This window comes from Pseudomonas sp. GW823-FHT01D03, assembly GCF_058798255.1.
In genome coordinates, this window is the sequence record NZ_JBXAKK010000001.1 from 431857 (window position 1) to 449183 (window position 17327).

The 17327-nt window shown below is 60.9% G+C and carries 17 protein-coding genes and 1 tRNA gene; 13 read left to right on the top strand and 5 right to left on the bottom strand.

Translation table 11 applies throughout. The features are described from left to right. Window positions 1–23: 23 nt before the first annotated feature. The 3 genes from AC1RBR_RS01860 to AC1RBR_RS01870 are packed head-to-tail and all read left to right on the top strand — an operon-like array spanning window position 24 to window position 1459. The gene (locus tag AC1RBR_RS01860; protein WP_492567211.1) at window positions 24–605 is read left to right on the top strand and encodes an RNA polymerase sigma factor; all 582 of its coding nucleotides are present in this window, start codon (window positions 24–26) and stop codon (window positions 603–605) included. Continuing rightward, the gene (locus AC1RBR_RS01865; protein WP_492562717.1) at window positions 602–1171 is read left to right on the top strand and encodes a hypothetical protein; all 570 of its coding nucleotides are present in this window, start codon (window positions 602–604) and stop codon (window positions 1169–1171) included. Before AC1RBR_RS01860 ends, AC1RBR_RS01865 begins: the two co-directional genes overlap by 4 nt. 57 nt (window positions 1172–1228) lie before the next feature. Next, window positions 1229–1459: a hypothetical protein gene (locus AC1RBR_RS01870; protein ID WP_443534869.1), complete on the top strand. Its 231-nt coding sequence runs from the start codon at window positions 1229–1231 to the stop codon at window positions 1457–1459. A 76-nt stretch (window positions 1460–1535) separates the two neighbouring features. Here AC1RBR_RS01870 and AC1RBR_RS01875 read toward each other — a convergent pair. Then, a tRNA-Arg gene (locus AC1RBR_RS01875) sits at window positions 1536–1612 on the bottom strand. Between the two features lie 443 nt (window positions 1613–2055). Between AC1RBR_RS01875 and gabD the strand changes: the two genes are divergently transcribed. The 3 genes from gabD to AC1RBR_RS01890 all read left to right on the top strand — a co-directional run bounded on the left by gabD (window position 2056) and on the right by AC1RBR_RS01890 (window position 6303). Next, a complete protein-coding gene (gene gabD / locus AC1RBR_RS01880) occupies window positions 2056–3498 on the top strand; it encodes an NADP-dependent succinate-semialdehyde dehydrogenase (RefSeq protein WP_007963502.1) in 1443 nt (480 codons plus the stop codon). 185 nt (window positions 3499–3683) lie between these two features. After that, window positions 3684–4961 carry a 4-aminobutyrate--2-oxoglutarate transaminase gene (gabT, locus tag AC1RBR_RS01885; protein ID WP_003220503.1) on the top strand — a complete coding sequence of 426 codons (1278 nt, stop codon included), beginning with the start codon at window positions 3684–3686 and terminating at the stop codon, window positions 4959–4961. 130 nt (window positions 4962–5091) lie between these two features. After that, a complete protein-coding gene (locus tag AC1RBR_RS01890; RefSeq protein WP_492562721.1) occupies window positions 5092–6303 on the top strand; it encodes an HDOD domain-containing protein in 1212 nt (403 codons plus the stop codon). A gap of 139 nt (window positions 6304–6442) precedes the next feature. Here the strand turns inward: AC1RBR_RS01890 and AC1RBR_RS01895 are convergent, their stop codons facing one another. Together AC1RBR_RS01895 and desA are read right to left on the bottom strand one after the other, a co-directional pair. Beyond that, window positions 6443–7432: a GGDEF domain-containing protein gene (locus tag AC1RBR_RS01895; protein ID WP_204894239.1), complete on the bottom strand. Its 990-nt coding sequence runs from the start codon at window positions 7430–7432 to the stop codon at window positions 6443–6445. Between the two features lie 247 nt (window positions 7433–7679). Continuing rightward, window positions 7680–8864, bottom strand: coding sequence for a delta-9 fatty acid desaturase DesA (desA, locus tag AC1RBR_RS01900; protein WP_095137852.1), 1185 nt, complete (start codon window positions 8862–8864; stop codon window positions 7680–7682). Between the two features lie 146 nt (window positions 8865–9010). Here desA and dibA point away from each other — a divergent pair, with 146 nt between their 5' ends. The 6 genes from dibA to AC1RBR_RS01930 all read left to right on the top strand — a co-directional run bounded on the left by dibA (window position 9011) and on the right by AC1RBR_RS01930 (window position 15406). Beyond that, entirely contained in the window at window positions 9011–10927 is a 1917-nt protein-coding gene (gene dibA, locus AC1RBR_RS01905; RefSeq protein ID WP_492562722.1) for a phosphodiesterase DibA, read from the top strand. A gap of 294 nt (window positions 10928–11221) precedes the next feature. Beyond that, entirely contained in the window at window positions 11222–11404 is a 183-nt protein-coding gene (gene oscA / locus AC1RBR_RS01910; RefSeq protein WP_095137854.1) for a sulfur starvation response protein OscA, read from the top strand. 135 nt (window positions 11405–11539) lie between these two features. After that, window positions 11540–12553 carry a sulfate ABC transporter substrate-binding protein gene (locus tag AC1RBR_RS01915; RefSeq protein WP_047290763.1) on the top strand — a complete coding sequence of 338 codons (1014 nt, stop codon included), beginning with the start codon at window positions 11540–11542 and terminating at the stop codon, window positions 12551–12553. Between the two features lie 156 nt (window positions 12554–12709). Continuing rightward, window positions 12710–13528, top strand: a complete 819-nt coding sequence (cysT, locus tag AC1RBR_RS01920; RefSeq protein WP_027611147.1) for a sulfate ABC transporter permease subunit CysT — start codon at window positions 12710–12712, stop codon at window positions 13526–13528. 12 nt (window positions 13529–13540) lie between these two features. After that, window positions 13541–14413 (top strand): sulfate ABC transporter permease subunit CysW, encoded by an 873-nt coding sequence (cysW, locus tag AC1RBR_RS01925; RefSeq protein WP_003220512.1) that lies wholly within the window; start codon window positions 13541–13543, stop codon window positions 14411–14413. A gap of 3 nt (window positions 14414–14416) precedes the next feature. Next, window positions 14417–15406, top strand: a complete 990-nt coding sequence (locus tag AC1RBR_RS01930) for a sulfate/molybdate ABC transporter ATP-binding protein (protein WP_027611148.1) — start codon at window positions 14417–14419, stop codon at window positions 15404–15406. A gap of 95 nt (window positions 15407–15501) precedes the next feature. Here AC1RBR_RS01930 and AC1RBR_RS01935 read toward each other — a convergent pair whose 3' ends face one another. After that, window positions 15502–16026 carry an Mpo1 family 2-hydroxy fatty acid dioxygenase gene (locus AC1RBR_RS01935; RefSeq protein ID WP_492562726.1) on the bottom strand — a complete coding sequence of 175 codons (525 nt, stop codon included), beginning with the start codon at window positions 16024–16026 and terminating at the stop codon, window positions 15502–15504. Window positions 16027–16108: 82 nt separating this feature from the next. On the opposite strand from AC1RBR_RS01935, the gene AC1RBR_RS01940 reads away from it, so the two are divergent. Further along, window positions 16109–16786 (top strand): Crp/Fnr family transcriptional regulator, encoded by a 678-nt coding sequence (locus AC1RBR_RS01940; protein ID WP_492562728.1) that lies wholly within the window; start codon window positions 16109–16111, stop codon window positions 16784–16786. Window positions 16787–16910: 124 nt separating this feature from the next. Here AC1RBR_RS01940 and uraH read toward each other — a convergent pair whose 3' ends face one another. Continuing rightward, on the bottom strand, window positions 16911–17321 hold the full coding sequence (uraH, locus tag AC1RBR_RS01945) for a hydroxyisourate hydrolase (protein ID WP_095137858.1): 411 nt from the start codon (window positions 17319–17321) through the stop codon (window positions 16911–16913). Between the last annotated feature and the right edge of the window lie 6 nt (window positions 17322–17327).

Sequence of the window (17327 nt, forward strand, 5' to 3'; positions counted from 1 at the left end):
GTCTGAAAGGCTTCATCAGTCAGCTGTTTGCTTCACCAGACAGCCCGGCCGCCGGCAGCGATGAAACGCTGCTGGCGCGTTATCGCGAGGGCGACGGCGCGGCGTTCGAGATCTTGTACGCCCGCCATCGTCAGGGTTTGTATCGGTTTTTGCTCGGCTTGAGCGGCAAACCGGAACTGGCCGATGAAGTGTTTCAGGACACCTGGCTGAGCCTGATCCGCAGCGCCAGTCAGCCACAGGGCCGGGCGACGTTTCGTACATGGTTGTTCCAGATTGCCCGCAATCGGCTGATCGATCACTGGCGCAAACACGGCGTGCATCAGCCGCTGCACGACAGTTACAACGAAGAGCTGCATGCGATTGGCGACGAGACCCACGATCCCGAACAAATGCTGAACCTCAGTCGCGACAGCCAGCGCCTGGAAAGCGCCCTGCGAACCCTGCCCGCCGACCAGCGCGAAGTGTTCCTGCTGCGTGCCCATGGCGACCTCGACCTGGCGCAAATCGCCAGCCTCACCGAAACACCGCTGGAAACCGTCAAGAGCCGATTGCGCTACGCCCAGCAAAAACTGCGTCGGCTGCTGGCCGAGGAGGTACTGACATGACTGACGCCCGCGAGAGACCCGAAGAGCAACTGCTCAAGCATTATCGCGAGCAACACACCGGCGAACCTTCAGAACAGCTCGATGCACTGATTCTCGCCGCTGCCCGCCGCGCCGCCCCGGCGCCCAAGCCAAGCCTGTGGCAACGCTGGCTGCAGGCCTGCCAGAAGCCGCGTTGGCAGGTCGCATTCGCCAGCCTGGTCGGTGTGGCAGTGATGCTCTCGCTGGTACAACGCGCCCCCGAACCGCAGCCGCAATTCGACTTCGCCCCGGCCGCCAAACCTGCCGCACCAATGGCTCGCAAACAAGCCCCCGAAGCATTGTCCGCCCCCGCGCCGATGGCAGAAATGGCCGCGCCAATGCACAGCGAGGCGTTCAGCGCCGACGAAGCCAAAACCAGCAAACGCGCTGCCGCCCCGGCCAACGGCCTCGACGCACAATTGCGCGAAGTCTTGCGCCTGCGCGAATCCGGCCAATCAAAAGCGGCCGACACCCTGTTCAACAACCTGCACAAACGCTACCCGAACGCCGACCTCGACGCCCGACTGGAAAAAATCCAGAAGAACTGACCGCCCTGTTCGCCCAGCCATTTGGCATTGCCCCGCAAAAACGCGCACTATCGGGCCATGGCTGAAGTGCTGGAGAACAAAGTGGCAGCAAAAATCGACCGCATCGCCCAACTCCTCAACTGCCCGCAGAAGGGCGAGGAGATGCGGCGCGCGATTACCGAGGCGCGCAAGGAGTTTCTGCTGAACCAGTCGGAAGAAGACGTCGTGGAAGAAGACGAGGTTTTTGAGGAGGTTGGGGAAGAAGAGGAAGACGACGATTACGACGAGTTTGACTGGACGACGGAGTGACCACCGTCGCATGAAACACCGCGCCCACAAAAAAGCCCCGGACCATCACAGTCCGGGGCTTTCTCGTTTAAATCAGTGGTGCACCAGGCGGGATTCGAACCCACGACCCCTGCCTTCGGAGGGCAGTACTCTATCCAGCTGAGCTACTGGTGCAGCGGGCGACATCATACCTAGGTCGGCTCGGGGCGTCCATGCCGGGTTTTGGCGGGTTTTGTCAGTGCGCGTGTCGGTGTGAAACGCTGCATTCCTTAAAGCTGTAACGTCCTGCAAAACCCTCGCTTGGCGCTTTTTACCGGCTGATCTATGGTTTGGCTGCGGCCGGGGCTTTTTGCGCGTTGATCTGAAAAAACCAGCAAACGCTGGGTTTTTGTTCTTTTTTTCGAACGACCTATTGTCCTTTACCCCCTTTGATCCTACGATCCGTTTGAGATTTCAAACGCTCTTTGACGGGGTGTTGGAGCGCTGGTGCTGTGAATAACGCACGATCACTGCGCCTCACCCGGTAGATGATTTCCCTGACGGCAGCCTTGCGAGGCGCCTTTCTACAATCATAATTTTGCTCCGCGCAGGCCGCGGTGCTGTTAAGGAAAGCCGACATGCAGCTTAAAGATACCCAGTTGTTCCGCCAGCAAGCCTTCATTGATGGCGCTTGGGTCGATGCGGACAACGGTCAGACGATCAAGGTCAACAACCCGGCCACCGGCGAAATCCTCGGCACCGTGCCGAAGATGGGCGCTGCCGAAACCCGCCGCGCCATCGAAGCCGCTGACAAAGCGCTGCCGGCCTGGCGTGCACTGACCGCCAAGGAGCGTGCAGGCAAGCTGCGTCGCTGGTTCGAACTGATGATCGAGAACCAGGACGACCTCGCGCGCCTGATGACTCTCGAGCAGGGCAAGCCGCTGGCCGAGGCCAAGGGCGAAATCGTTTACGCCGCTTCGTTCATCGAGTGGTTCGCCGAAGAAGCCAAGCGCATCTACGGCGACGTGATCCCGGGCCACCAGCCGGACAAGCGCCTGATCGTGATCAAGCAGCCGATCGGTGTGACCGCAGCGATCACCCCGTGGAACTTCCCGGCGGCGATGATCACCCGTAAAGCCGGCCCTGCGCTGGCCGCCGGTTGCACCATGGTGCTCAAGCCGGCTTCGCAAACCCCATTCTCCGCCTTCGCTCTGGCTGAACTGGCGCAGCGCGCCGGCATCCCTAAAGGTGTGTTCAGCGTGGTCTCCGGCAGCGCCGGCGACATCGGCAGCGAACTGACCAGCAACCCGATCGTGCGCAAGCTGTCCTTCACCGGCTCGACCGAAATCGGCCGTCAGCTGATGTCGGAATGCGCCAAGGACATCAAGAAAGTCTCGCTGGAACTGGGCGGCAACGCGCCGTTCATCGTGTTCGACGACGCGGACCTGGATAAGGCCGTCGAAGGCGCGATCATTTCAAAATACCGCAACAATGGCCAGACCTGCGTCTGCGCCAACCGTCTGTACATTCAGGATTCGGTCTACGACGCGTTCGCCGAGAAGCTGAAAGTGGCGGTGGCCAAACTGAAGATCGGCAACGGTCTGGAAGAAGGCACCACCACTGGCCCGCTGATCGACGAAAAAGCCGTGGCCAAGGTGCAAGAGCACATCGCTGACGCCGTGGCCAAAGGCGCCACCGTGCTGGCCGGTGGCAAACCGATGGAGGGCAATTTCTTCGAGCCGACCATCCTGACCAACGTGCCGAAAGACGCGGCTGTGGCTAAGGAAGAAACCTTCGGCCCGCTGGCGCCGCTGTTCCGCTTCAAAGACGAAGCCGAAGTGATCGCCATGTCCAACGACACCGAGTTCGGTCTGGCGTCGTACTTCTACGCTCGTGACCTGGGCCGGGTGTTCCGTGTGGCGGAAGCCCTGGAATACGGCATGGTCGGCGTCAACACCGGGCTGATCTCCAACGAAGTCGCGCCGTTCGGCGGCATCAAGGCTTCGGGCCTGGGCCGTGAAGGCTCCAAGTACGGCATCGAGGATTACCTGGAAATCAAATACCTCTGTCTGGGCATCTAAGCCGGGAAAGGGATCGCTGCAAACGCAAAGGGCACGAGAGCGCTGTCCCTTTGCGTCGTTTCAAACCGGAATTTTCTCTGCGGCCGGGAACGCCGTGGCAGTCGATCATCGCATGCTGCCACCGCCGATTCCTCCCGCTTAATCCTTGAACCACGCCGCCCGATGAGCGGTGAATGAGGACTGTAATGAGCAAGACTAACGCTGAACTGATGGCCCGTCGTACCGCAGCTGTTCCACGTGGTGTTGGCCAGATTCACCCGATCTTCGCTGAATCGGCGAAGAACGCTACCGTGACCGACGTTGAAGGTCGTGAATTCATCGACTTCGCCGGCGGTATCGCTGTGCTGAACACCGGCCACGTGCACCCGAAAATCATCGCCGCCGTGACCGAACAGCTGAACAAGCTGACCCACACCTGCTTCCAGGTACTGGCCTACGAGCCGTACGTTGAGCTGTGCGAAAAGATCAACGCCAAGGTGCCAGGTGATTTCGCCAAGAAAACCCTGTTGGTCACCACCGGTTCCGAAGCCGTGGAAAACGCCGTGAAAATCGCCCGCGCCGCCACTGGCCGTGCCGGCGTGATCGCCTTCACCGGCGCTTACCACGGTCGCACCATGATGACTCTGGGCCTGACCGGTAAGGTCGTGCCTTACTCGGCCGGCATGGGCCTGATGCCAGGCGGCATCTTCCGCGCGCTGTACCCGAACGAACTGCACGGTGTGAGCATCGACGATTCGATCGCGTCCATCGAGCGCATCTTCAAGAACGACGCCGAGCCGAAAGACATCGCCGCGATCATCATCGAGCCTGTGCAGGGTGAAGGTGGTTTCTACGTCGCGCCGAAAGAATTCATGAAGCGTCTGCGTGCCCTGTGCGACCAGCACGGCATCCTGCTGATCGCTGACGAAGTGCAGACCGGCGCTGGCCGTACCGGCACCTTCTTCGCCATGGAACAGATGGGCGTTGCTGCCGACCTGACCACTTTCGCCAAATCCATCGCTGGCGGCTTCCCGCTGGCCGGTGTCTGCGGCAAGGCCGAATACATGGACGCCATCGCTCCAGGCGGCCTGGGCGGCACCTACGCCGGTAGCCCGATCGCTTGCGCTGCGGCGCTGGCCGTGATGGAAGTGTTCGAAGAAGAGCAACTGCTGGACCGCTGCAAGGCTGTCGGCGAGCGTCTGGTGACCGGTTTGAAGGCCATCCAGGCCAAGTACCCGGTGATCGGTGAAGTGCGTGCGCTGGGCGCGATGATCGCGGTCGAGCTGTTCGAAAACGGCGACAGCCACAAGCCAAACCCGACCGCCGTTGCGGCTGTGGTGGCCAAGGCTCGCGACAAGGGTCTGATCCTGCTGTCCTGCGGCACCTACGGCAACGTGCTGCGCGTCCTCGTACCGCTGACCTCGCCGGACGAGCAACTGGACAAAGGTCTGGCGATCATCGAAGAGTGCTTCTCGGAGCTGTAATTCCGGGCACTGTGTGATCTGATCGAGAAAAACCCGCTTCGGCGGGTTTTTTTATGCCTCGGAAACCCTTTTGCGCTGTATCGAAAGGCCAGCATTGGCTAAGGTTCAGGCATTGCAAGGGAGAGCGCGCATGACCGCCGTTGATTTACCCGCCGTACCCCGAGTGCTGATTGCCGAGGCCGATCCATGGTCTCGTGACCTGCTCAAACAAGTGCTGCTCAATGTGCGCTGTGACGCGCGGCTGGATCTGTGTGCCGATGGCCAGCAAGCCCTGTCACTGCTCAGCGAAGTGCCCTATGACCTGGCCATTGTCGATTGGGAGTTGCCGGGCATCGATGGTTTGAGCGTGCTGCGCAGCGTGCGTCAGCGCAAACGTAATCCGCCGCTGCCGTTCATTCTGATGAGCAGTCGCGCTGACAGTGCCAGCGTACGCGAAGCTCTGCCGCTGGCGCCGACGGCGTATCTGACCAAGCCCCTGAACATGGAAACCCTGACCGAGCGCCTTCAAGGATTGCTGCTGGATGCCGGCGAAGAGGTGTTCTGCGAAGTGCCGACGCTGGCGCCGGGCATGACCTTGTCGGTGTTCCTTGAGCGGCGCCGCGAACAAGCCGATGGCGCGCCGTTGATGACCGATGTGCAAGTGGCGGTCAAACGCAGCCTCAACCCCAATGGCCTTGATCTGAAGCTGCTGGAAGAAGAGATCCGCACCGATCCGCAGATCACCGCCGTGCTGATCGCTGCCGCCAACAGCGCGGCGCAGCATCATGGTGCGGCGGTGCAGACCCTGGGGCAGGCGCTGCATCGCCTTGGCACCGGACAGAGCATGAACCTGATCCTCGGCCTGGCGCTCAAACGCAGCGCCAGACTCAGTGACCCGTGCCTGGCGGACTACGCCGAGCGCTATTGGGGGCTGTCGCTGCACACCGCCGAATACGCCCGCACCCTGGCGCGCCTGCTCGATCTGGATCAGGAGCGCTGCTACTGCGCGGGCATGCTGCATCGTCTCGGTGACCTGGCGTTGCTGCGCTGTTTGCAGGAGTGGAAGCAGGCCGGTGGCGAGCTGGATGAGTGGGAGGAGATCGGTGACGCGTTGGCGGAGTTTGGTGCGGCCTACGGTTCGGCGTTGCGTACACGCTGGCGCTTGCCGCTGGAGCTGCGAGAGTTGATTGCGTCGGTCTATCAACTTGGTGGCGGGGTTTACTCCCGTGAAGCGTTGGTGATGAACATGGCGGCGCAAATGGCCCGCCTGACCGAGCATGAGGGTGTTGAGGAGCTGGCCAGGAGTCGTACGGCGCGGCTGCTGAAGATCGGGCTGCCGGAATTGATGCGGATGCGTAAATAACCTGACTTTTCACAAAACCCTGTGGGAGCGGGCTTGCTCGCGAAGGCGGTGTGTCAGGCAACACAGATGCTGAATGACCTACCGCCTTCGCGAGCAAGCCCGCTCCCACATTGGATTTCTGGGTGGCTGAAATGTGCAGTCAGGCAGAGATGATCCGGTTCTTGCCCTGACGCTTGGCCTCATACATTGCCGCATCCGCCCGGGCGAACAGGCTCTCGAGACTGTCGTCGCCATCCCTGAGGCTGGTCAGGCCCTGGCTGACGGTGATGCCGAACGTCTGACCCTCATGGTTGAAACTCAGGCGCTGAATCTCCTGCTGCAGTCGCTCGGCCACTTGCAGCGCCATGTCCGGTGCGCAACCGGGAAACACCGCAGCGAACTCCTCACCGCCAATGCGTCCGAACAGATCGCCCCGGCGTAACGACCCACGTCCGCACTCGGCGATCCGTTGCAGCACGTTGTCACCTTCCGGGTGGCCGTAGCTGTCGTTGATCAGCTTGAAGTCATCGATGTCCAGCAGCAGAAAGGCCAGTGGGGCACCTTGCAGGCGTGCCTCCTCGAATTCGCGATGGGCGCATTCGAAGAAGTGTCGGCGGTTGCTGCTCTGGGTCAGCACGTCGGTGGTCGCCAGGCGATGCAGTTCGGTTTCCATGCGCTTCTTGTCGGTGATGTCCTCGGCGATGCCGACAATGATCACCGGTTGCCCTGGCTCGTCCTGACGGTTGATGAAGCATTTGTCGCTGAGCCAGCGCACCTGACCGTCGGCGGCGATGATCCGGTACTCGCGGTCTTCCACCGCCCCCTTGTGCAGCACTTCGGCAAGGCTGCGTTCGGCGTAATCCAGGTCGTCGGGGTAGATGCTGTCGCGCCACTGGTTGTAGTCGGCCAGCAACAGGCCTGCGGAGCGGCCGAAAATCCGTTCGTAGGCAGGGCTGACATACAGCACCTGACGAGTTTCCCAATTGAACGCCCAGAGCACCGCGTTGACGCTCACCAGCAATGAACTGAACAGCTGTTCGCGCTCACTCAGCCGGGCGACTTCGCCTTGGGCGTGCATCAGCGCCATCAGGGTTTGCGCGGCCTCGGGCCACTGCGCAAGGGACGAGTCTTTTTGATTGTTGTTGACCATCGGCACATATCTCAAAGGGCGTGCCGCGATTTCGACAACGGCCACAGTACAGCCCGCCGGGGTGGCGAAGTGTCTTTGAGATAGGGCTTTCGATGCTAAGTTCCGCGCTTTTGTGGCGAGGGAGCTTGCTCCCGCCGGGCGGTAGGGGTGACGCGTTTCAGCAATGAGAACGCGTCGTCAGATTTGCGGTAGCTGCGCTACCGATCGGGGATGAATCCCCTCGCAACAGGGGATTCGTTCATGGCGGTCAGGCTGCGGCGGGGCGCAGCGAGTAGGTTTTCAACTGGTCGGCAAATTCACGCAGGGACTGGATGCCGCTGGCCTCGGCTTCGTGCACCCATTCCTTGATGGCGGCGAGCATGTCGTGGCCATTGGCGCTGGTCTTGACCCAGATCTGCTGCAGGGCCAGACGTTTTTCGTAAATGACCTTCAGCGCCTGGCTGTGCTCGAGCATGTTCTGGATGCGCAAGTGATGACGGTCTTCCAGCAGGCTGGTTTCCCGCGACAACAGGCGTTTGGCCCGATGGAATTGATGGCGTACCGAATGATCGACCTTGTCCAGCTCCTGCTTGACCAGCGGGCCGATCACCAACTTGCGGTACTGGGCCATGATCTGGAAGCGGTTGTTGAGGATCGCCATGGCGGTGTCCATGTCCAGATGGCCCTTGCCTTCGACGCGGTGGGCGATCGGTGCTACACGCTGCACCTTGGCCAGCCTGAAGAAACTGAAGACTTTGATCCACGCCCAGCCGAGGTCGAATTCCCACTTCTTCACCGACAGCTTGGCCGAGTTGGGGTAGGTGTGATGGTTGTTGTGCAGTTCTTCGCCGCCGATCAGGATGCCCCACGGCACCAGATTGGTCGCCGCGTCGCGGCATTCGAAGTTGCGGTAGCCGATGGCGTGACCCAGACCGTTGACCACGCCGGCAGCCCAGACCGGAATCCACATCATCTGGATCGCCCAGATGGTGATGCCGATGGTGCCGAACAGCAGCAGGTCGATGACGCCCATGATCGCCACGCCCAGCAGTGGGTAGCGGCTGTAGAGATTGCGCTCGATCCAGTCTTCCGGGCAGTTCTTGCCGTAGATGCGCAGGGTCTCCGGGTTCTCGGCTTCGGCGCGATACAGCTCGGCACCTTTGCGCAGCACGGTGGACAGACCCTTGATGACCGGGCTGTGCGGGTCATCTTCGGTTTCGCATTTGGCGTGGTGTTTGCGGTGGATAGCGGTCCACTCGCGGGTGTTCTGCGCCGTGGTCAGCCACAGCCAGAAGCGGAAAAAGTGTTTCAGGCCAGCATTCAGCTCAAGCGAGCGATGGGCCGAGTAACGGTGCAGATAGACCGTGACGGCGACAATTGTCACGTGGGTCATCAGCAGGGTGACCGCGACCAGAGACCAGGCCGACAAGCCAAGAAAACCTTCGTACCACATAGGCTATAGGGCCCTCGATAAAGATAAAAACAGCCGTTGCATTATCACCAAGCACACAGATAAAACCAGTCGCCCTTTCAGATAAGAGTCGCTGGATGTTTCTTCACCTATAATTCCAACCTTTTTGTAGGGACATGGACGGCCGAATGTCTGCCACTTATCGCGATGCCTTGCGTGCAGCGCTGCTTTACCTGTTGCTTGCTGTGGTCTGGCTGCAGGGCACTGGTTACTTATTGAACAGTTTCTTTGATGAGTCTGTCGATCTGCAGCGATGGCAACTGATCAACGGTTACGCCTGGGCTGCCGTCAGCGCTGGCCTGATTTTCCTGGCACGGGCCAGATTGTGCGAATTTCTCGGCATTGGAGCGCGGTTACGCGAGCGTCAGTCCGATCGTGAGCGCCTGCGTCAGGCGGCAGCCGTGTTCGATTGCACCCGCGAAGGGGTGCTGGTCACCAACCGTCAGGGCCTGATCGTGCACGTCAACCGTGCGTTCATGGAAATCACCGGCTACCAGTACGACGAAGTTCTCGGCCATCAGCCGAGCCTGTTCAAGTCCGGTCACCATCCGCCAGGTTTTTACCAGGCGATGTTCGCCACGCTGGAGAGCGAGGGCGAGTGGAGCGGTGAGATCTGGAACCGGCGCAAGAGCGGCGAGATTTATCCACAGTGGCAGACCATCCGCGTGATTCACGATGATCAGGGTCGGCTCAGTCACTACGTGGCGGTTTTTTCCGACATCAGTGCGATCAAGGACTCCGAACACGAGCTCAAGCACCTTGCCCACCACGACCCGCTGACCGACTTGCCCAATCGCCTGTTGTTCAGCGACCGCGCCGAGCAGGCGCTGGCCTCGGCGCAGATTCACAAGCGCGGCTGCGCCCTGCTGATGATCGATCTGGATCACTTCAAGATGATCAACGACAGCCTCGGGCACAACGTTGGCGATCGCCTGCTCAAAGCGGTGGCGGCGCGCCTGCAGGAACTGTTCGGCCCCGGGATCACCCTGGCGCGGCTCGGTGGTGACGAATTCGCGGTGCTGGCAGAGAGTTGTCCACAACTGGTTCAGGCGGCGGCGCTCGCGCAACGCATTCTTGATGCGCTCAAGGAGCCGTTCGGCATCGAACAACATCAGCTGTTCATCAACGCCAGTATCGGTATCAGCCTGTTCCCCAGCGATGCGTTGAGTGCCGATCAATTGCTGCGCAACGCCGACGCCGCGCTGTTCAAGGCCAAAAGCAGCGGGCGCAACGGCTACGCGTTGTACACCGAAGAGCTGACCGCGCATGCGCAGCAACGGGTCGAGATCGCCTTCGAACTGCGTCGCGCGCTGGAGCAACAGGAGCTGCGGGTCTATTACCAACCGGTTCACGATTTGCGCAGCAGTCGCCTGATCGGCGTCGAAGCGCTGGTGCGCTGGCAGCATCCGCAGCGCGGGCTGGTGTCGCCGGCGGAATTCATTCCGATTGCCGAACGCACCGGGCTGATCGCCGAAATCGACGCCTGGGTGATGCGCCAGGCGTGTTTGCAGATGTGCCAGTGGCAGCAGGCCGGGATTGAGCTGTCGTTTGTCGCGGTGAACGTGTCCTCGCGCTTGTTTGCCCGGCGTGAGCTGTATCAGCAGGTGGCGCAGGTGCTGCACGAGACCGGGCTGGATCCTGCGTATCTGGAACTGGAAGTCACCGAAAGCGCGGTGATGGATGATCCGGAAGTGGCGCTGGAGCAAATGCATCGCTTGCGGGAGTTGGGTATTCGCCTGGCCATCGATGACTTTGGCACCGGGTACTCGTCGTTGCTGCGGCTCAAGCGCCTGCCGGTACAGAAGTTGAAGATCGATCAGGGTTTTGTCGCCGGATTGCCGTGGGACGAAGATGATGCAGCCATCGTTCGGGTGATCGTCGCCCTGGCCCGCAGCATGGGCATGCAGGTGCATGCCGAGGGGATCGAACAGGCCGAGCAGGCGGCATTTCTGCTGGAACAGGAATGTGATCTGGGCCAGGGCTACTGGTTTGGGCGGCCGGTGCCGGCGGGGGAGATTGACTGGGGCAATGCGCCTTTTTATTGATTGAGCCCGATTCTGTGGCGAGGGAGCTTGCTCCCGCTGGGCTGCGTAGCAGGCCCAAAAAAACGGCGAGCGCTTCGCACTCGAGCGGGAGCAAGCTCCCTCGCCACAGGGGTTGCGGTGTTCTTTTGTACCGTGAACACCGCGCAAACCCTTGCCCCGTCAGATAATGTTTTCTAGTTATATAAACATTCTTAAATAGTCTTTTTAAGAATATCTGCGCCTCTCTTATATTGCTCCCACGCCGAACGCAGTGCCGCCCACTGCCAGGCACATCCCATTCAAAGGAGCAGCACCATGAGCGCATCCCTTCGCAGCGTTGACGGTCAGGACGAAACCACCATCTTGCGTGAAATCCAGAGCGCCCTGCGCGATCTGCGTTTCGGCGCGGTGGAGATCACTGTGCACAACGCCCAGGTCGTGCAGATCGAACGCAAAGAGAAGTTCCGTTTGCAGCAGCCGGGCAAACAACCGAACTAAAAGATCGCAGCCTGCGGCAGCTCCTACAGGGGGCTGTGCGTAGGAGCTGCCGAAGGCTGCGATCTTTGAACCGGCAACACGATTCCCGAAATACATAAGAAAAAGCCACCACCAAGAATTCCAGGAGCTTTCACCATGTCGTCGATTCGCCGTTACGCTTTGGCCGCGCTGGCCAGCGCTGTGTTTGCCGGTTCCGCGGTTGCCAAGGATTACGAACTGCTCAACGTGTCGTATGACCCGACGCGCGAGCTGTATCAGGACTACAACGCCGAATTCATCAAGTTCTGGCAGAAAGATCATGCCGGCGACACGGTGAAAATCCAGCAATCCCACGGCGGTTCGGGCAAGCAGGGCCGCGCGGTGATCGACGGTCTGCGCGCCGACGTCGTAACCCTGGCGCTGGCCGGCGACATCGATGAAATCGCCAAGCTCGGCAAGACCCTGCCGGCCGACTGGCAGAAGCGTCTGCCGGACGCGAGCACCCCGTACACCTCGACCATCGTGTTCCTGGTGCGCAAGGGCAACCCGAAAGGCATCAAGGACTGGGGCGATCTGATCAAGAACGACGTCTCGGTAATCACCCCGAACCCGAAAACCTCCGGCGGTGCGCGCTGGAACTTCCTTGCCGCGTGGGCCTACGGCCTGAAAGCCAACGGCGGCAGCGAAGAAAAAGCCAAAGAGTACGTGCAGACCCTGTTCAAGCACGTTCCGGTACTGGACACCGGCGCTCGCGGTTCGACCATCACCTTCGTCAACAACGGTCAGGGTGACGTGTTGCTGGCCTGGGAAAACGAAGCGTTCCTGGCGTTGAAAGAAGACGGCGGCGCCGACAAGTTCGACATCGTCGTGCCGTCGCTGTCGATTCTGGCCGAGCCACCGGTAGCAGTGGTCGACAAGAATGCCGAGAAGAAGGGTAACGAGCAGATCGCCGAAGCCTACCTGAAGCACCTGTACAGCCCGGCCGGTCAGGAGATCGCCGCGAAGAACTTCTACCGCCCGCGTGACAAGGACGTGGCGGCGAAGTACGCCCAGCAGTTCCCGAAACTGGAACTGGTGACCATCGACAAGGACTTTGGCGGCTGGAAATCCGCGCAGCCGAAATTCTTCAACGACGGTGGCGTGTTCGACCAGATCTATCAGGCGCAGTAATCTGACCCACAATGAGCCTGATGCTCGGGCACTAAACCATGTGGGAGCGGGCTTGCTCGCGAAGACGGTGTGTCAGACGACTTGAATGTTGAATGATAGGGCCTCTTCGCGAGCAAGCCCGCTCCCACATTGATGCGTTTTCAACCAAGGACTTTTATGTCGCGTCGTATCTCCCCCGTCATACCCGGCTTCGGGCTGACGCTGGGTTACACCTTGGTGTACCTCAGCCTGATTGTGCTTATCCCGCTGGCGGCGATGTTCGTCCACGCCGCCCAACTCACCTGGGATCAGTTCTGGACGATCATCACCGCGCCACGCGTGCTGGCAGCCTTGAAGCTGAGCTTCGGCACCGCGCTGTGTGCGGCGATCATCAACGGCATCATCGGTACGCTATTGGCCTGGGTGCTGGTGCGCTACACCTTCCCCGGGCGCAAGGTGATCGACGCGATGATCGACCTGCCGTTCGCCCTGCCGACGGCGGTGGCCGGTATCGCCCTGACCGCGCTGTACACCCCGACCGGTCTGGTCGGACAGTTCGCCGCCGACCTCGGTTTCAAGATCGCCTACACCCCCTTGGGTATCACCCTGGCGCTGACTTTCGTCACGCTGCCGTTCGTGGTGCGCACGGTGCAACCGGTGCTGGCTGACATTCCCCGTGAAGTCGAAGAAGCCGCCGCCTGCCTCGGCGCGAAACCGTTGCAGGTGTTCCGCCATATCCTGCTGCCAGCGCTGTTGCCCGCCTGGCTGACCGGTTTTGCCCTGGCGTTCGCCCGCGGGGTCGGCGAGTACGGTTCGGTGATTTTCATTGCCGGTAACATGCCGATGAAAACCGAGATCCTGCCGCTGCTGATCATGGTCAAGCTCGACCAGTACGATTACACCGGCGCCACTTCCATCGGCGTGCTGATGCTGGTGGTTTCCTTCGTCCTGTTGCTGCTGATCAACCTGTTGCAGCGGCGCATCGAAACCCCATAAGGAGGCGCGAACATGTCCCAATCGTCTATTGCGGCCGCGTCCTCGGCCAACGCTGCGCGTCGTGGCAGCGCTACGTCACGGCGCGTGCTGATCGGCCTCGGCTGGCTGATCTTTTTCCTGTTTCTGGTACTGCCGCTGTTCATCGTGGTCTCGCAGGGTCTGAAGAACGGCCTCGGCGCATTCTTCACGGCGATCTTTGAACCGGACGCCTTGTCGGCACTGAAACTCACGGTGATCGCCGTGCTGATTTCGGTGCCGCTGAACCTGGTGTTCGGGGTCAGCGCCGCATGGTGCGTGAGCAAATATTCGTTCCGCGGCAAGAGCATGCTGGTGACGCTGATCGACCTGCCGTTTTCGGTGTCGCCGGTGATCGCCGGTCTGGTCTACGTGCTGATGTTCGGCGCCCAAGGCCTGTTCGGGCCGTGGCTGCAGGATCACGACATTCAGATCGTGTTCGCCCTGCCGGGCATCGTGCTGGCGACGATCTTCGTCACCGTGCCGTTCGTGGCCCGCGAGCTGATCCCGCTGATGCAGGAACAAGGCACGCAGGAAGAAGAAGCCGCGCGGCTGCTCGGCGCCAATGGCTGGCAGATGTTCTGGCATGTCACCGTCCCCAACATCAAATGGGGCCTGATCTATGGCGTGGTGCTGTGTACCGCGCGGGCCATGGGTGAGTTCGGTGCGGTGTCGGTGGTTTCCGGGCACATTCGCGGGGTGACCAACACCTTGCCGCTGCACGTCGAGATCCTCTACAACGAATACAACCATGTGGCCGCGTTCGCCGTGGCGAGCCTGTTGCTGATCCTGGCGCTCTTCATCCTGCTGCTCAAGCAGTGGAGCGAAAACCGTATCAACCGCCTGCGCGCCAGCGCCGCGGAGGAATAATTCATGTCGATCGAAGTGCGTAACGTCAGCAAGAATTTCAACGCGTTCAAGGCGCTGGACAACATCAGCCTGGACATCCAGAGCGGTGAACTGGTGGCGCTGCTCGGCCCGTCCGGTTGCGGCAAGACCACGCTGCTGCGGATCATCGCCGGCCTGGAAACCCCGGATCAGGGCAACATCGTGTTTCACGGCGAAGACGTATCCGGCCATGACGTGCGTGATCGCAACGTCGGTTTCGTGTTCCAGCACTACGCCTTGTTCCGGCACATGACGGTGTTCGACAACGTCGCGTTCGGCCTGCGCATGAAACCGAAAAACCAGCGTCCGAGCGAAAGCCAGATCGCGACCAAGGTCCACGAACTGCTGAACATGGTGCAGCTGGACTGGCTGTCGGATCGCTACCCGGAGCAACTCTCCGGCGGCCAGCGTCAGCGCATCGCCCTGGCCCGTGCCTTGGCGGTGGAACCGAAAGTGCTGCTGCTCGACGAGCCGTTCGGCGCCCTCGACGCCAAGGTGCGTAAAGAGCTGCGTCGCTGGCTCGCACGCCTGCACGAAGACATCAACCTGACCTCGGTGTTCGTGACCCACGACCAGGAAGAAGCGATGGAAGTCGCCGATCGCATCGTGGTGATGAACAAGGGCGTGATCGAACAGATCGGCTCACCGGGCGACGTCTACGAAAACCCGGCCAGCGATTTCGTCTATCACTTCCTCGGCGACTCCAACCGCTTGCTGCTCAGCGACGACAACCACGTGCTGTTCCGTCCGCACGAAGTGTCGTTGTCCAAGCATGAGCTGGAAGATCACCACGCCGCGGAAGTGCGTGATATCCGCCCATTGGGCGCGACCACGCGGGTGACGTTGAAGGTGGAAGGGCAGACCGATCTGATCGAGGCCGAAGTGGTGAAGGATCACGACAGCCTGATCGGACTGGCCAAGGGTGAAACCCTGTTCTTCAAGCCGAAGGTCTGGCAGAAAGTCGCCAGTCTTTAAGATCAAAAGCTTCGTCGGATCGCCGCCCGGAGCAAGCCCGCTCCCACATTTGGAACGCATTCCATTGTGGGAGCGGGCTTGCTCGCGAAAGCGCTCTACACAGCTGCGCGATTCGGATTGACCCGCACCACCCCCGCTCGCGCCTCGATCTGCTCTTTCAACTCATGGCGCATACCGAGCAGGAACGCCACTTCCGCCACCACAAACAGCGGCCCGACAATCAACCCGCTCACGTCATCGACAAACGCCGGTTTGCGCCCCTCGTAGTGGTGCCCGACAAACTGGATCACCCAGCCAATCACAAACATCGCCAGCCCGCTGCTCAGCCAGACCATGGTGCTCTGCTGCGCCAGCGTGTGCCCGGCCCAGACCGACAGCCCCATCAACAGCGTCATCAGCACGCCCAGCTTCAGTTCCAGGCGCAGGTAAAACCACGCCGACGCCAGTGCCAGCAGCACCGCCGGAGATATCCACAAGCCGCCCAGCACCCATTCCGGTCGCGACAACAGCACCGCCACCGCCACCACGATCAGCGGAATGCCGATAAAGTGGCTGGCGATGTTGCGCGGGTCGCGATGGTAGGCGGCGTATTGACTGAGATGGTCGACGAGGCTTTTCATTGTTGTTCCTCCTGTAGGGTGAGAGCAGCATGCCCCGGGTTCGGCGTTCGCTCTGTCAGGCAGGCGACAATTGGGAGTGATCATGGATAAGCGTTCACGGCTGATGACCGGGCAATGGTTCAGTCATCTGCCGGTATCCTTTCAGGATAGTCTGCTGGCGGCGGCCCGGGAGCGGCGGCTGACGGCGGGGCAGCGTTTATTCCAGCGCGGCGATGCGCCGTGCGGGTTGTACGCGGTGCTCGACGGGGCGATCCGGATCGGGGCGGTGAGCGAGCAGGGCAAGGAGGCGTTGCTGAGCCTGGTCGAGGCGCCGCACTGGTTCGGCGAAATCTGCCTGTTCGACGGCCAGCCACGCACTCACGATGCGTATGCGGTCGGGCCGTGCACCCTGCTGAATATCCCGCAGGCCACGCTGCTGAAAATCCTCGACGAACAGCCGGTGTACTGGCGCCATCTGGCGTTGCTGATGAGCCACAAACTGCGCCTGACCTTTATCAATCTCGAACAGTTGAGCCTGCTGCCGGCCCCGGCACGCCTGGCGCATCGCTTGCTGATGATCGCCGAGGGTTACGGCGAAATCGATGCGCCACGTCGGATCCTGCAATTGCCGCAAGAGCAGTTGGCGTCGATGCTGTCGCTGTCACGGCAGACCACCAACCAGATCCTCAAGGATTTGCAGGGGCAGGGGATTATCGGGTTGGGATATGGCGAGATCGAGATTCTCGATGCCGAGCGATTGCGGGCCCTTGCCACGCTCTAAAACTTCACACCGATCCATTGTAGGAGTGAGCCTGCTCGCGATAGCGGTGTGTCAGCCGACACATCATGAACTGATACGCCGCTATCGCGAGCAGGCTCACTCCTACAGGGTATTTGTGCGGTAGTCAGGAGCCACGATAGGTCGAGAAACCATAAGGGCTGAGCAGCAGCGGGATGTGGTAGTGCTGGTCAGTCTGCTTCACTTGAAAGATCACCGGGATTTCCGGGAAAAACGTCTCGCGCTGGTTCTTCTCGAAATACTCGCCGGTCTTGAACACCACCCGGTATTCGCCCGCTTCGAAAGGCTGTTTGGCCGGGAACAGTTCAGCGATGCGCCCCTGTTCGTTGGTGGTGCCCTGGGCCAGTGGCTGCCAGTTCTGGCCGACGTGTTTTTCCAGGGTCACGTTGACGCCCGGCGAGGGCAGGCCGTTTTCCAGGTTGAGCACGTGCACGCTCAGCGGGTTGCCGGCGGCCAGCGCCAGGCTGGAGAAGGCACTCAGGCCGAGTGCGGCGAAGGTCATGCGCAGGGTGGTCATGGTCAG